The 15782-nt window shown below is 38.3% G+C and carries 12 protein-coding genes and 1 other annotated feature; of the genes, 3 read left to right on the top strand and 9 right to left on the bottom strand.

The window, feature by feature from the left end:
- Positions 1-390: 390 nt before the first annotated feature.
- On the bottom strand, positions 391-1932 hold the full coding sequence (locus ABE41_RS11020; RefSeq protein ID WP_066290058.1) for an FAD-dependent oxidoreductase: 1542 nt from the start codon (positions 1930-1932) through the stop codon (positions 391-393).
- Between the two features lie 105 nt (positions 1933-2037).
- Complete coding sequence (gene abc-f, locus ABE41_RS11015; RefSeq protein WP_066290052.1) at positions 2038-3657, bottom strand: ribosomal protection-like ABC-F family protein; 1620 nt, start codon at positions 3655-3657, stop codon at positions 2038-2040.
- 643 nt (positions 3658-4300) lie between these two features.
- Here abc-f and cbpA point away from each other — a divergent pair.
- On the top strand, positions 4301-4948 hold the full coding sequence (gene cbpA, locus ABE41_RS11010; RefSeq protein WP_066290046.1) for a cyclic di-AMP binding protein CbpA: 648 nt from the start codon (positions 4301-4303) through the stop codon (positions 4946-4948).
- A 56-nt stretch (positions 4949-5004) separates the two neighbouring features.
- On the opposite strand, the gene katA is transcribed toward cbpA, so the two are convergent.
- The 5 genes from katA to aroC all read right to left on the bottom strand — a co-directional run bounded on the left by katA (position 5005) and on the right by aroC (position 11543).
- On the bottom strand, positions 5005-6465 hold the full coding sequence (gene katA, locus ABE41_RS11005) for a catalase KatA (RefSeq protein ID WP_066290043.1): 1461 nt from the start codon (positions 6463-6465) through the stop codon (positions 5005-5007).
- Positions 6466-6882: 417 nt separating this feature from the next.
- The gene (gene aroA / locus ABE41_RS11000) at positions 6883-8169 is read right to left on the bottom strand and encodes a 3-phosphoshikimate 1-carboxyvinyltransferase (protein ID WP_253805319.1); all 1287 of its coding nucleotides are present in this window, start codon (positions 8167-8169) and stop codon (positions 6883-6885) included.
- A gap of 14 nt (positions 8170-8183) precedes the next feature.
- Positions 8184-9281, bottom strand: coding sequence for a prephenate dehydrogenase (locus ABE41_RS10995; protein WP_066290031.1), 1098 nt, complete (start codon positions 9279-9281; stop codon positions 8184-8186).
- 18 nt (positions 9282-9299) lie between these two features.
- The gene (aroB, locus tag ABE41_RS10990; RefSeq protein WP_066290028.1) at positions 9300-10373 is read right to left on the bottom strand and encodes a 3-dehydroquinate synthase; all 1074 of its coding nucleotides are present in this window, start codon (positions 10371-10373) and stop codon (positions 9300-9302) included.
- Positions 10374-11543 (bottom strand): chorismate synthase, encoded by a 1170-nt coding sequence (gene aroC / locus ABE41_RS10985; protein WP_066290026.1) that lies wholly within the window; start codon positions 11541-11543, stop codon positions 10374-10376. It lies immediately after the preceding gene.
- A gap of 58 nt (positions 11544-11601) precedes the next feature.
- Positions 11602-11806, bottom strand: a binding site (T-box leader).
- A gap of 316 nt (positions 11807-12122) precedes the next feature.
- Here aroC and ABE41_RS10980 point away from each other — a divergent pair.
- Positions 12123-13202, top strand: a complete 1080-nt coding sequence (locus ABE41_RS10980; protein ID WP_066290025.1) for a bifunctional 3-deoxy-7-phosphoheptulonate synthase/chorismate mutase — start codon at positions 12123-12125, stop codon at positions 13200-13202.
- Between the two features lie 58 nt (positions 13203-13260).
- Here the strand turns inward: ABE41_RS10980 and ABE41_RS10975 are convergent, their stop codons facing one another.
- Entirely contained in the window at positions 13261-13461 is a 201-nt protein-coding gene (locus ABE41_RS10975) for a DUF6501 family protein (protein ID WP_066290020.1), read from the bottom strand.
- Between the two features lie 177 nt (positions 13462-13638).
- Between ABE41_RS10975 and ABE41_RS10970 the strand changes: the two genes are divergently transcribed.
- Complete coding sequence (locus tag ABE41_RS10970) at positions 13639-14601, top strand: quinone oxidoreductase family protein (protein ID WP_066290014.1); 963 nt, start codon at positions 13639-13641, stop codon at positions 14599-14601.
- Between the two features lie 203 nt (positions 14602-14804).
- Here ABE41_RS10970 and ABE41_RS10965 read toward each other — a convergent pair whose 3' ends face one another.
- On the bottom strand, positions 14805-15782 hold the full coding sequence (locus ABE41_RS10965; protein WP_066290012.1) for a nuclease-related domain-containing protein: 978 nt from the start codon (positions 15780-15782) through the stop codon (positions 14805-14807).

The following is a 15782-nucleotide window of genomic DNA, read 5'->3' as shown; positions in this document are numbered from 1 at the left end:
TATGAAGTCTATAATTAATCAATTATAAGAAAAATTGAAGGTGTAAACTTTGTTGCTCTTTGAAAGTGGTTGATTTCCTCTCCAGGTTGCTCGCTTTCCGTGGGGTGTGCGGTGAGCCTCCTAGCGCTCTGCGCTGTTCGGAGTCTCACCTGTCCCACTCATCCCACAGGAGTCTCGCACCTTGCGCTCCATTCAACTATCTAAGAAGAGAATCAAACAAAGTACCTCCAAGCAACAATCTTTAGAGAAGAGCCTTTAGAAATGAGCTAACAAATAAAAGAACATGTCCTTAATAAGCTGGTAACGAACAAAAACAAACAAAAAAAGGACCAACACCAAAAGTCGGGTTACGCAACTATTTGGTATCAGTCTCTTTGAGTAATTTATGGATTAAGGATTTACACGTTTTAGAGGTTTAGTGGCTGGTCCTTCTACAACTGCTCCTTCGTAAGTAAAACGGGATCCATGACAAGGACAGTCCCATGTTCTATCACCGCTGTTCCATTCCACTTCACAGCCTAAATGTGTACAAGTGGTATCAACTACATGCAATTCTCCATTAGAATCTCGATAAGCTCCGCATCGCTTTCCATCTACAGTTACTGCTCCGCCTTCATCTTTATTAAGGCTCCGAGGATTTTTAGAAGGCTTGTCTAACTTTCCAGACACAAAATGCTTTGCTACATCGGAATTTTCTTTAACAAACTGCTTTAAATCTGAAGGGTCAGCTTGAAAACGCTGAGGTTTATACAGATCGGCAAACTCGTTTTCTCTATCCATTATATGATCACGAATAATATGGGCAGCTAGTGTACCAGTTGTCATCCCCCATTTTCTGAATCCAGTTGCTACAAAAATATTGTCATGCTTATGTGTTAACTTACCAATGAAAGGAACTTTATCAAGTGTGATAAGATCTTGAGCTGACCAGCGATACAATACTCTTTCAAGGTTAAGCGATTTTTTTGCTTCTTTTAATAACGCTTCATAATGCTGATGTGTAGGAATTCCCTGCCCAGTCTGATGGCTTTCACCGCCAACGAGAACTACATGCTCTCCATCTTGCAGAATGGATCTGTATGATCTTACAGTTTCATCTACACTCAAATACATACCATGAGGGAATTTATCTTTGGTTTTAACCGCTAAGACATAAGAACGTTCTGCCATCATCCTTGTAAAATAAAAACCCATTCCATCGAAAAATGGAAAATGTGTGCAGCAAGCTACAAAATTTCCTTTTACTTCATGTCCATTTTCTGTTTTTACTATTGCCTTTTTATCTTCCTTATCTTCCTGAATATCAGAAGCTGTTGTATTTTCGTATATCTTAACACTAAGTGACTCCATTTCTTTTAATAGAGCAATCAAGTATTTAACAGGATGAAAATGTGCTTGGTTTTTCATAACAAGCGCTTTTTTATGAGGTATATCAAAAGGCATCTTTTCAGTTAAATCGCCATCGATCTCGAGCTGTTCATATGCATGAGCTTCTTTTTCGAGTTTTTTAATTCCTTGTTCTGTATTTGCATAAAGAAAAGCATCGTGAGTTTCGTAGTTACAATGGATACCATTTTCTTTAATAAAATTATGAATGAATTGACCAGCAGCTTCGTTCGATTGATAATACATTTTTGCCCGTTCTAATCCAAGGTGGGAGATCAGACGATCATAAATGACACCATGCTGGGAAGTGATTTTTGCCGTTGTATGGCCAGTTGTTCCATTCAGGACTTTTCCAGCTTCAAGCAAGGTTACTTGAAGTCCTTCTTTAGCAAGTAAATAAGCTGTCGTTATACCTGTAATCCCCCCACCTACGATAACAACATCTGTATGTTCATCTCCTTTTAATGAAGGATATTTGGGCAAATCGACATTTTGCCTCCATAATGGTTCAGGGTATTGCGGCAAATTTTGTTCGAAACTATTCACGGAGTACCTCCTATATTAAAAAAATATTTTTACCCATTATTCCCCATATGTGAGGGTCACAATCCAAAAAACAAAAAACAGGCTAAAATTTAGCCTGTTCAAGATTTACTTGCTAATTCGTTTTTCAAGAGCATAATCGTAATTCCCTGTATAGCTATCAACCTTGCCATTTTCCAGCCATATCGTTCTTTCGAATAGCTTATTCATAAAATAACGGTCATGTGTTACAGCCATTATTGTACCTTCAAATTCTTCTAAAGCTATTTCTAAAGCTTCACGTGAATCTATATCTAAATGGTTGGTAGGTTCATCAAGTATTAGAAAATTGAACCCTTCATAAACAAGCTGTGCGAGCCTTAACCGCGTTCTCTCTCCTCCACTTAGATCACTTGCTTTTTTATATACTGAAGGACCATAGAATAAGAACTTTACCAAGTGATGTCTCGCTTCTCCCTCTTCCATGGGTACATTATCCCTAAAAATGTCGAGAACGGTCAGATTAGCTTCTGCTTCCAGTCCTTTTTGTGAAAGATATCCAATTGATACGGAGGAACCAAGCTTAACAGCACCATAATCAAAATCGTTATTTTGCAGACAGTTTATTAAAGTGGTTTTTCCCGAACCGTTTTTGCCGATGAGAGCAATCTTTTCTCCGTATCTTACCTGCAGGTCAATATTTTCAAGAATCAAACGGTCTTCAATTAACTTGGTTACTTGTTCCAAAACAACAACATCCTGTCCGCTTCTCTTATTCACATTAAATTCAAAAGCTGCCTTTTTGCGTTCGAGCTGCGGTCTTTTCATATTTTGAATACGAGCAAGTGCTTTTTCCATACTTCTGGCTCGTTTGAAGAACTTTTCATTACCAGAACGTGCTCCCCAATCCCGCAGTTGTTTAATAGATTCTTTTATTTTTCTTACTTTCTTTTGCTGTTCTTGGTATTTTTCAAATTCTAGCAAGAGATTATTTTCTTTTTCCTTAACAAACCCAGAGTATGAATGGTGATATACAGTACATTCCCCTTCTTCGAAATCAATCGTCTTCATAGTAACTTTATCCAAAAAATATCTGTCATGACTGATAATTACTATTGCCCCTTTATATTTTAGTAAATAATTTTCCAGCCAGTTAATAGTATCAATGTCTAAATGGTTAGTAGGTTCATCCAGCAAAAGAAGTTCGGGTTCTTGAAGAAGCAGACAAGCTAAACCTACTTTCGTTTGTTCTCCTCCGCTAATTTGCCTAAATAGATGATTTGTAAGATGAGAAATACCAAGGCCCGTTAAAACACCGTTAATTTTTGATTCTATTGCATAACCGCCTAAATTCTCGTATTGTTCTTGAAGTTTATATAGTTTGTTTAAATTTTTATCAAGCCGATCTCCTTGTGAAGGATCACTTAATTGTAGATTTACCTCTTCTATCTTCTTTTCAATTTCCTTAATCTCTTGAAATGTTGCCGAGATGACCTCGTAAACGGTGGAATGAACATCATGATCAGGCAGCTGGGCAAGGTATCCGATAGCTGCATCTTTTTTTATAAAAATTGAACCTGAGTCACTATGCTCCAAATTGCTCAACAGCTTAAATAAAGTCGTTTTTCCTGAACCATTTTGACCGACAATGCCAATTCGATCTTGTTCGTGTATCTCAAATGAAATATTTTTAAGAATCTCATTTCCGCCGTACATTTTTTTTAGATTTTGAACAGTGCATATAATCATTTTATTTTTCTCCTTTTATAATGTTATGCCACTGTCCTTTTTCAAAAAGGCACTCTTCTAAAAGATTGTTGCTTATTATCATTTTTTCTTTCATTTCATTGATAAGTTGATTGGAGTGCAAGGTGCGAGACTCCTGCGGGACGAGTGGGACAGGTGAGACTCCTAAACGCGCAAAGCGCGAGGAGGGTGACCGCCCGCCCCGCGGAAAGCGAGCGACCTGGAACGGAAATCAACTACTTTCAAAACAACAAAGTTTGCGAAAACAGCCTTCAATAAAAAAACCATGAGCAAATAGTACCTGCCCATGGTTTTATCTTTTACATAGAAAAAGGAAAGGGTAAGGTTACTTATCGGTGTACAATATTTGAATAGCTGAATTTGGACAGACTCCACCAATTACGAAAAAACACATAAGTAATTGAACGAAAAACGACCAGCCAGCTAAACAGTTGTACATCTCTAAGCATTCCTTACACCTCCTTACGATTCCAATTAATAAATAATTTCCATTTTATTATATGACAGAATTTTCAAATGTGCAAACAGGAAAAAAGTTGCAGTATATCTATGAAAAAGCAGGTATATTGCAATTTATAGAGAATTAGTTTTAAATATTTATATAATTCTGAAAAGGGTGTGTCTTATGAAAGTAAAATCTAATTATCTTTCCAAATCCAAAGTAACGTATGTAACAGAAAATATGTCAATTAGTGAAGCCCGTTACACCATCATTCAATCTGGGTATCGCTGTATTCCAGTATTAGATGAAAAAGAAGAAAAGTTTGTGGGCTTGCTTTTTAAGGAGACAACATCCGATTATATAATTGATAATGTTGGTTCTGTAAAAGAAAATGTCAGCAGGGTTGTAGAAGAAAAAGATGCCTTTATTCATGAAAATACAGCTTACTTTAAAGTGCTGTTTTCGATCCGCCGTCTTCCTTTCATGGCAGTAGTAGATGATGACTATAATTTTTTAGGGATAATTACTCACTCTAAAGTAATGGACATTCTGCAGGACTCATATGGAATTAAAAATGGCGGCTATTCATTAACTGTCTCTACTACTGAAGGTAAAGGGTCGCTTAGAAAACTATTCACAGCCATCCATGAAGAATACAATATCGAAGGTGTCTTTACACAAGATGCTGGAAAACAATTTTTGCGCAGAATTGTAATCACATTTAATAAAAGTGTTACGCGCAAAGAAATTGATGAATTGATTCACCGTGTGGAGGCTAATGGATTTAAAGTAGCCGATATAGAAGATCTAAGAACTTTTGCGAAAGTTTAATTCGTAAAATTAAAATACGTTCCCGCAATATTGGGGAACGTATTTTTTATGCTAAATTATTTAACTTCTTGCGGCACAGATAACCCAAGTCCTTTGGCTATACGCATACCGTAATCTGGATCTGCTTTATAAAAATGATGAATTTGACGCAGTTTTATTTCATCATGTTCGACAGGTTTCATTGCGCCAATAATGGTTTCTACTAAACGTGAACGTTCTTCCTCGCTTAACAGGCGGTATAAATCTCCAGGCTGTGTATAGTGATCATCGTGATCATAGCCAACACTGTCCGCTATCCCCGTGACAGGAAATGCAGCCTGTTTATTTTCGGTAGATTCTTTAGGTCCTCCGAAACTATTAGGCTCGTAATAAACAGACCCTCCGCCATTATTATCAAAACGCATTTGGCCATCACGCTGATAATTATTTACTTCATAGCGCGGACGATTAATCGGAAGTGCTTGATGGTTTGCTCCAACACGGTAACGATGTGCGTCATGGTATGCAAAAAGACGTCCCTGAAGCATCTTATCAGGTGATACATCAATTCCTGGTACTAATGTTCCGGGTGAAAATGTAGCTTGTTCAACTTCTGCAAAATAATTTTCTGGATTCTTATTCAAAACCATTCGGCCTACTTCAATTAAAGGATAGTCTTTTTGTGACCAGACTTTTGTAACATCAAACGGATCAAACCGGTAAGTATTCGCATCCTCAAGAGGCATAATTTGCACATAGAGTTTCCAGGCAGGAAAATCACCATTTTCTATCGCATTAAAAAGATCTTCTGTATGATAATCAGCATTTTCTCCAGCAATCTTCGCAGCTACTTCATTTGATAAATTCTTTACACCCTGCTCTGTCTTAAAGTGGTATTTTACCCATACTCCATCTCCTTCTGCATTTACCCATTTAAAGGTGTGGCTTCCAAATCCGTGCATATGGCGGAACGTTGCAGGTATACCCCGATCAGACATAAGTATCGTTACCTGATGAAGAGATTCAGGCGATAATGACCAAAAATCCCAGATTGCATTCGGATTTTTCAAGTGTGTTTGAGGATGACGCTTTTGAGTATGAATAAAATCTGGAAACTTAATAGCATCACGGATAAAGAAGACCGGTGTATTGTTTCCAACAAGATCATAGTTTCCTTCTTCTGTATAAAACTTAACAGCAAATCCGCGGGGATCTCTAACTGTATCAGCAGAACCATTCTCGCCCGCAACAGTAGAAAACCGTACAAATAAAGGTGTTCTTTTCCCTGCTTCAGATAAGAAGTTTGCTTTTGTATATTTTCTCACGTCATTCGTTACTTCAAAATATCCGTGAGCTCCCGCACCTTTAGCATGTACAACACGCTCTGGTACACGCTCCCGGTTAAAATGCGCTAACTTTTCTAATAGATGGACGTCCTGAATTAATGTCGGACCTCTTGATCCTGCTGTCATTGAACTCTGGTTGTCCCCTACAGGTGCACCCCAGCTGGTAGTAAGATGTTTGTTTCCATTACTCAAACTAAATCACCTCATCATTTTAATAGATTTATTGTACATATCTAATGATATCACTTCTCAATGGATAATCAATACTTTTTTATAATAATTCTAATATGAAAAATGTTATAATCTGTCGAATGATAGAACAACGCAAACAAAAAACCAGCATTCTCGAAAGATGCTGGTTTAAATGTTATTTTTTATATTGCTGTTTTCGCATACTTTGTTGCTCTTGAAAGTGGTTGATTTCCGTTTCAGGATGCTCGCTTTCCGGGGGGGCGTGCGGTGAGCCACCTCGTGCTTGCACCTGCAGTGTCTCACCTGTCACGCTGTTCCCCCAGGAGTCTCGCACCTTTCACTCCAATCAACTTTTCAGTGATGTCTATGGAAAAATAAGCTTAAAAGCAATAATCTTTTAGAAAGAGTGTTTTTAATTTATTGATTTGATAGACGTTTCAGCTGATCAAAAAATGATGGATATGAAACAGCTACCGCTTCGCTTTGATCCAGAGTTGTATCACCTTCTGCAATACAAGAGGCTATGCTTAACATCATTCCGATTCGGTGATCCCCATGACTTTGAACAGATGCTCCTTTTAAATGTGTTTTCCCATTAATAATCATTCCGTCTTCTGTAGCTTCGATTTCCGCTCCCATTTTTTTAAGCTCATTTACGACAGTTTCTATACGGTCAGTTTCTTTGACTCGCAATTCATGTGCATCTTGAATGACTGTTTGCCCTTCAGCCTGTGTTGCTGCCAGTGCAATAATCGGGATCTCATCGATTAATCGCGGAATAACATCTCCTTTAATAACGGTCCCCTTTAGTGACGAAGTTTTAATGATCAGATCCCCATACGGTTCAGAAGCTTCCTCATTTACATTTTGATACGAAATCTCTGCGCCCATATCATTTAGAACATCTAAAATGCCAGTTCGGGTTGGATTCAGTCCTACTTTTTGCAGGGTAATCGTGCTGTCTGGAACAATAGCTCCAGCAACTAAGAAAAAGGCTGCAGAAGAAATGTCGCCAGGAACTTCAATATGTGTACCTTTTAGCTGCTGTCCTCCTTCTATGGAAACAGTTAATGCATCTGACTTTACCTCTGCTCCAAAGGCTTCCAGCATCCGTTCTGTATGATCTCTGGATTTTAGAGGCTCAGTAACAGAAGTTGTTCCTTCACCTTCAAGTCCCGCAAGGATAATAGCTGATTTCACTTGAGCACTAGCTATTGGAGAATCGTAGTGGATTCCTTTAACGTTCCCTCCTTTTATTTGAAGAGGAATCTTATTTCCTGAATCATTGCCATTGATTTCTGCACCCATCTGTTTCAATGGCTTAGTAACACGATTCATCGGTCTTTTTGCAATAGAATCATCACCTGTAAGTACAGAAGTAAAAGGAGTATTGGCAAGGATTCCGAGCATTAAACGGATGGTAGTCCCAGAGTTTCCGACATACAGATCTTCAGATGGCGGCCGCAATCCTGATATACCATTGCCTTTAACAGTTACATGTTCATTTTCCTGGACAATGTTTACACCTAGCTTTTTAAAACAAGAGATAGTACTTAGACAATCTTCACCAGTTAAAAAACCATTTATAGTTGTCTTTCCTTCTGCAATGGAACCAAACATAACTGCTCTATGAGAAATGGATTTGTCACCTGGCACTTTAATTGTTCCATATAAGCTTTGAATAGGCATTAATTGTTTTTCCATAAAAAGTGCCTCCTTTATTCCGTGATATGTGTTAAATAGTTTTCTTGATGTAATAACTGTTGAGCATTATCACGATCAGTATCATTTTGAAAACTTAATCTCAGTACCCCATTGAGACCTTCTCTTACCTCAAGAATGGTAATATTGATGATGCTAATTTGGGATTCTGCTAAAAGTGTAGTAACTTTAGACAAAGCACCTGCAGTATCTAAAATGTCCACATATAAATCAGAAAACGGCTGTATAGCTCCTTTGGAACGAATAGGGAGTCCATCTCGAAACAATTTTGCTCCATTAAAGTAATCAAATAATTGATTTTGATCGCCATTTTCTACAAAGCTTATAACTTGATCCATCTCTTCTTTCCACTCATTTAAAAGTGATAATAGGTGTTCTTTGTTTTGGCTTACAATATCACTCCACATTTTTGGAGAGCTTGATGCAATCCGTGTGATATCACGAAAGCCACCCGCTGCCAGCTGCTGAACAAGCGGATTATCACTGGCATGTTTTTGAGCAAGTCTTACTAGGCTCGATGCAATGAGATGAGGAAAATGGCTTACGATACCTGTTAGAAAATCATGTTCATCCGGCTCAGCCACTATAAATTTTGCATGAGTTCCTTTCAGCCAGTCCTTCGCTTCTTCAATTTTCGCTGCAGATGTAATAGAACTTGGCGTTAATATATAAAAAGCATTTTCTAATAAATGTGGTCTGGCACTTTCTACTCCAGTTTTATGCGACCCTGCCATAGGATGACCGCCGATAAAAACAATACCGTTTTCAGCCAGGGTTTCAGCTTTTTTCATTATAGTGTTCTTCGTGCTTCCGACATCCATGACAAGTGCTTTAATAGCTGGCTTTATGGAAGACAACTGGTCCATAATATTTAATGTTGCTTCAACAGGCGTAGCGATTATGATAAGGTCAGCGTTGGCTGCATCGCGTTGCAAATCATATGAGACTCTATCAATGACTCCTAATTTTACTGCAGTCTCGCAATTAGCAGCCTGGACGTCATATCCTGCGATAACCGCTTCATGTTCATTTTTTATTGTTAAAGCGATTGATCCGCCAATCAATCCGACTCCTATCAGCAAGACGTTCTTCATGTGCAGGCTCCTTTGGGGTTAATTCTCTTTTAAGAATTCAGTTAATTTTTCTTCTAAATCGATTGCTTGGTAAGGAGCTATATATGGATGTCCTGTTTGTTCTAAAAGCACCATGTTAATAGTCCTTCCTGCAGCTTTCTTATCTTTTTTCATTCGATTGATAAGAGAAGATACGGAAAGATTCTTTGGTGTAGTTGGATAACCAAGGTCATGAAGCCATCTTTTGAGATTTTTCCCCAGCTGTATGGTTTCTTCTTTAAGTGATAAAGCAAACAGCATACCATGTGCTACTGCCTCACCATGTGTAATATCTTTGTATCGAAGCTCCCCTTCAATGGCGTGTCCGAGTGTGTGCCCAAAATTTAAAAAAGCTCTAATACCCTTTTCTCTTTCATCCTGTGATACTACTTCGTTCTTAATCTCGATTCCTCTTGTTAGGCAGTTTAAAAGGTGTTCGTCTTTTAGATCATTCAATGTTGTTATATTTTTGCGTAGATATTCATAGAAGCTAGGATCTGCAATTAACGCATGCTTGATCACTTCCGCAAATCCAGACCTTATTTCATTTTCAGGTAATGTTGATAGAAAATCCGTGGAATAGATAACGGCTTCTGGCTGGTGAAAAACACCTATCATGTTTTTGCCTTCAGGATGGTTGATTCCTGTTTTCCCTCCTACTGCACTATCGTGAGCAAGAATAGTAGTTGGAATTTGAATGAAACGAATTCCTCTCATATAAGTCCCGGCAACAAATCCAGCGATATCACCAATCATTCCGCCGCCAAGTGCAAGTATTACGGATGTTCTGTCAAGTCCCTTCTCTAATGCAAAACTTTGGCAGGCGTAATAGTTTTCAAAGGATTTCTGACTATCTCCTGGTTTGATTTGAAAGGACTCATACGAAAATTTTTGATCAAGTTCTGCTTGAACATCTTTAAGATATAACTCTCCTACATTATGATCTGTAATGATCAGCACATTTTTTGGAGCAGGCGTTAATGATTGCAAAACCTCACCTAGTTTAGTAATCGCTTGTTCACCTACATAAACTGGATAGTTTTTTGAAGGCGTTGTGATATTAATTTGTTTCATTTAAAACACCCTTGCACGTTCTTGATGATGAACGATATTCTTCTTGATTACTTCCATGTTATCCTGACCGAATTGTTGAACAAGTGCGCTTGCAAGTTCCCATGCTACTACAGATTCTGCAACAACACTTGCTGCTGGGACCGCGCAGCTGTCTGAGCGTTCAATACTAGCTGCAAATGCTTCTTTTGTTTCAATATCAACACTTTGAAGCGGCTTGTATAACGTCGGAATCGGCTTCATTACTCCGCGGACAACAACTGGCATTCCTGTTGTCATTCCTCCTTCAAAACCACCGGCATTATTCGTTTTGCGTGTGTATCCATTTTCGATGTCCCATTGAATTTCGTCATGTACTTCACTGCCTGGTTTTCTTGCTGCTTCAAAACCGATGCCGATCTCAGCACCTTTAAATGCATTAATACTCATGATTGCTGCAGCAAGTTTAGCATCGAGTTTGTTGTCGTAGTGCGTGTAGCTCCCTACAGCAACAGGCATACCTTCAGCAATAACTTCTACAATGCCGCCGATTGAATCACCATTTTCTTTTGCGTGATCAATGGCTTTCATCATCATTTTTTCTGCCGTTTCGTCTAAACATCTAACTGGAGATGCCTCTGTTTTTTCACGAAGTTCGTTAAGAGTTTCATACGTTGTTTGTTCTGCCTTAACCCCGCCGATTTCAAGCACATGGCCGCCGACTTCTACGCCTAGCTCTTTTAAAAGTTTTTTCGCCACAGCTCCTGCTGCTACACGTACAGTTGTTTCCCGGGCTGAAGATCGTTCAAGCACGTTTCTCATATCTCGATGGTTGTACTTAATTGCTCCGTTTAGATCAGCGTGTCCAGGGCGTGGTCTTGAAATGACACGCTTAACTTCAGCATTTTCTTCTTCAAGCGGATCAGCCCCCATTATTTTTGTCCAATGGGTAAAATCCTTGTTCTCAACAACTAAAGTAATTGGTGAACCAAGTGTTATACCGTGTCTTACACCGCTAAGAATCTGTACCTGATCTTTTTCGATCTGCATGCGGCGTCCTCTGCCATGTCCTTTTTGTCTTCTTGCAAGCTCTTCGTTTATGTCTTCAGCTAAAAGAGGAAGACCAGCTGGTACACCCTCTATTATCGTTGTAAGCTGCGGTCCGTGTGATTCACCGGCTGTTAAATATCTCATTTTCATTCCTCCAATGTGCTGTTTGCCAATTTTTTGTACAAAAAAATCCCTGCTAAAAAGCAGGGACGAATTAATCGCGATACCACCCTGACAGCAAAGATCAATCTCTGCCACCTTCATTGTCATAACGGAAAGTCCGGCTTTTATTAAAAAAGCATGCTCAAGAATTGTAATTCGCGAAAGGCTTTGTACTGATTCACACCACCATCAGCTCTCTTTAACAGGGAACCTTTTCACTACTCGTGTTCTTTCATAGCGATTTGTTTTATAAAGTTATAGACAGTTTTAACACGTTGAAGCGCTGTTGTAAAGGGAATTCTTTCATTTTTCTTAAAATTTACATTACCTTCATCTAATAGTCAACTTGGGTAAAATGAACATTCAGAAATTTAATAAAACTTTTTTTTGGAAAAGCACTTGACTTTCTTGTCAAATCCCTTTAAAGTTACAAACAATACTTTATGAGACACACGCTTTAAAGCGCGAAAGTGTCCGGTGTAATGATAAATGACAAATAGCCTATTAGCGGCCGCGATATAGGAAATGTGGAGAAGTAAAACAAATGGGGAGGAACCGCCGATGTCAAACGAATTAGAAGTTTTACGCAAACAAGTTGATGAGATTTCATTAAAAATTTTAGAACTGTTAAATGAACGCGGCAATGTCGCGCAAAAGATTGGCAAGTTAAAAGAAACGCAAGGTGTGAAGCGTTTTGATCCAGTCAGAGAGAGAAACCTTTTAGATTTGATTGCTTCTCATAACGATGGACCGTTCGAAACCTCTACTGTGCAGCATATCTTTAAACAAATTTTCAAGGCAAGTTTAGAGCTGCAAAAAGATGATAATAGAAAAGCATTGCTAGTATCCCGTAAAAAGAAGCCGGAAGATACAATTGTAAATGTAAAAGGTGAAAAAATTGGTGATGGAAATCCTCATTTCATTATGGGTCCTTGTGCGGTTGAAAGCTATGAACAAGTGAAACAAGTTGCCGAGGTAATCGCTGAAAAAGGATTAACATTAATTCGAGGCGGTGCATTTAAGCCGCGTACTTCCCCTTACGATTTCCAAGGGCTAGGTCTTGAAGGTCTAAAGATTCTGCGTAAAGCTGCTGATGAACACCAGCTTGCAGTCGTAAGTGAAATCTTAAATCCAAATGACATTGAGATGGCCCTGGATTACGTTGATGTTATCCAAATCGGTGCACGTAACATGCAAAACTTCGATTTATTAAAAACTGCAGGTTCCGTCAATAAACCTGTACTTCTAAAACGCGGATTAGCAGCAACGATTGAAGAATTCATGTACGCTGCGGAATACATTCTAGCTCAAGGGAACAGCCAGGTTATCCTATGTGAACGAGGCATTCGAACGTACGAACGTGCAACACGCAACACGCTGGATATCTCTGCTGTACCGATCTTGAAAAAAGAAACACATTTACCGGTTGTTGTGGATGTGACACATTCTACAGGGCGCAAGGATCTCCTCTTGCCTGCTGCTAAAGCAGCTATGGCAATCGGTGCAGATGCCGTTATGGCTGAAGTACATCCAGATCCAGCAGTCGCATTATCCGACTCAGCCCAGCAAATGAACATTCCTGAATTCCATGAATTTATGGATGCCCTTTTAAATAAGGAAAAAGTTAAAATTCATTCATAATATAATAGTAAAAGCCTGGCTCAATGAGTCAGGCTTTCTTTATGCTGTTTTATACGACTTAACCTTCAAAGTACTCTTTATAGTACCCTCCGATTTTACCTGTGTTATCAATAACAAAATAAAATTCTTCTGTTTCATTTTTCAGTTCATACATCTTTCCGCCTGTTAAAGCTCTGTCTACCATATATTTTTCGGCGTTAGTGTGAACACATTTAATTTCTCGAATTGTCGGCCTTGTAGCCCAGTCTAAGTGAATCATAGAGTTTCTCTCCTTTAATTATGAATGCAGCAAATATATCTTTTCTTCTTTAAATGATAATGGTGCAGTATGAATAATGTCAAATTCATCATTTCTCAAGGTCCTTCCCTAGTCTTTCGTTATTTTTTTCGTTAAAATAATTATGAACATTAACATATATGAATGGTGGAGAAAATCATGAAAGCACTAGTATTCGAAAAGTTTGGCGGTCCAGACGTCTTAGATTATCGTGAAATAAATGAACCCGTTATCGGTCAAGATGAAATCTTACTCGAAATGAAAGCAATCGGCTTGAATTTTGCAGATGTATATAGAAGAAAAGGAAATTATCATCTAGAAGGTCAGCCTCCATACATACTAGGTTATGAAGGCGCAGGAACTGTAAAAAGTATCGGGGAAAATGTGCGTGATGTTAGGGTTGGCGACCGGATTGCATTTGCTGACGTCCCTGCTGCAAACGCAGAATTAGTCGCTGTTCCTAAAGATAAGGCGATACCCATTCCAGAGGGTGTTTCGTTTGAAGCAGCTGCATCCCTTCTATTGCAAGGTCTTACAGCTCATTATTTAACGAAAGACAGCTATTCTATAAAAAAAGGTGATGTCGTACTGGTACATGCTGCTGCAGGCGGTGTTGGACAGTTGCTGATCCAAATTATTAATCTGCTCGGCGGAACGGCAATAGGCTTAACCTCTTCTGAAGAAAAGCGGCAAGTTGTTTTATCTGCTGGTGCGGGGTCGGTATTTTTATATAGTGACAACTGGAAAGATTCAATTATGCAAATGACATCAGGTAAAGGTGTAGATGTAGTCTATGAATCTGTAGGTTCCACATTAATGGAGAGTTTTGACGTGACACGTGTTGGCGGAACGGTAGTGTTTTTTGGAATGGCAGGCGGCGATCCTGTGAAAGTTGATCCTCGTATGCTGATGGATACATCCAAAACATTAACTGGCGGAGACTTGTGGAACGTGCTTACTTCCCGCGAAGAACGAGTTACCCGTTCTCGTGAATTGTTTAAATGGATTGCTGAAGGTAAAGTGACAATCTCAAAAACCGTCTTTCCTTTAAAAGAAGGTGGAAAAGCACATGAGTTTATTGAAAGCAGAAAAAGTACCGGGAAGATTTTGTTGACTCCTTAATTTTGATAAATACATTGATGACGGCTGGCTAGGCCGTCTTTTTTTGTGGTGTAGTTGCATATTGCAAATGGTTATATTATGGGTAGTTGCATGTTGCAACTTGTTATATTTGTAATATGCAAATAATGTTTTATAAGAGATTAAGTGGATTTCTAGATAAAAAAATTAGACGATTTAATTTAATTTCATTCTTAGGAGTATTATTACTTTGGTAGCGGAAGTTTGTAAGTGGCGGATTTGGTATTCCCTTTTGGAAGGATTTTCATCGAAATAAGAAGTTTTTTCATACTAGTACTCGATTTAACATGTAAAAATTCTCTAATCTCGTTATTCTTTACTACCTGTTTAAATAACAGAGCGTATTCTTTAATAGCTTGTATATGTGCATCTTTGCTTTTAAGTGAGCAGTTAGAACAGAACCAGTATCCATATCTACGAATCATCGGTATTTCTCCGCACTTTGGGCAGGTTACACCAGTCTGTATATCTTCTGGCTGAATCTTGTACCTTTTTAAAATATCACTGTTATGTTCGGTATGTTGTTTTATTAAGATAGATGATAACTTTTTAATTTCCTTATTGGATACCTCTATTCCATTATTCTTTTGCAGATATTCCATTATTTTTGATACCAAGTATTTTCCGCGGATAATTTTTTGTGCATTTATCCCGTATTTAGGTGAAATCGTTATATAAGACTTGGGATTGGTAATAACTACGAGGGTTTTGAGTGGAAGTGCAGGAAAGTTATTAGCTTCTAACCATTTTGCTAAGTAATTTTTTTGTATCTCTACCTGGTTTACAGGATCTGAGAACGTTTCTTCTATCCCATTTCGTGACCGCTTTATTTGATCATATTGATGATCAAAATATAGGTCTCCAATTAAATTTTTCACTTCAATCAAAACGCAAAATCGATGGTGGATAACTAAACAATCAATTTGAAAGAAATAATATCTATCCTTATCTCTTGGCAGACGTAAATCGTGGAAGATAGAAAAGGATTCGCCTTTCAAATCTGCTAAATAATAATCTAAGGATTCTTCTCCTTTAAAGCCTGCATTTAATTTGGCATATTCGTTATCAAGATCATTTCTTTTTTTATGATTTGGGAGCAAGCGTGATAAAATCAACTCGATTTTAAGGAGTTTTAAAGGTTTTGTTCGTTGTTTTTTAATCAA

The sequence above is a fragment of the Fictibacillus arsenicus genome (assembly GCF_001642935.1).
GTDB classification, from domain to species: Bacteria; Bacillota; Bacilli; order Bacillales; family Fictibacillaceae; genus Fictibacillus; species Fictibacillus arsenicus_B.
Note: the sequence above shows the minus strand (reverse complement) of the source record. Positions and strands in the feature narration are given on the sequence as shown.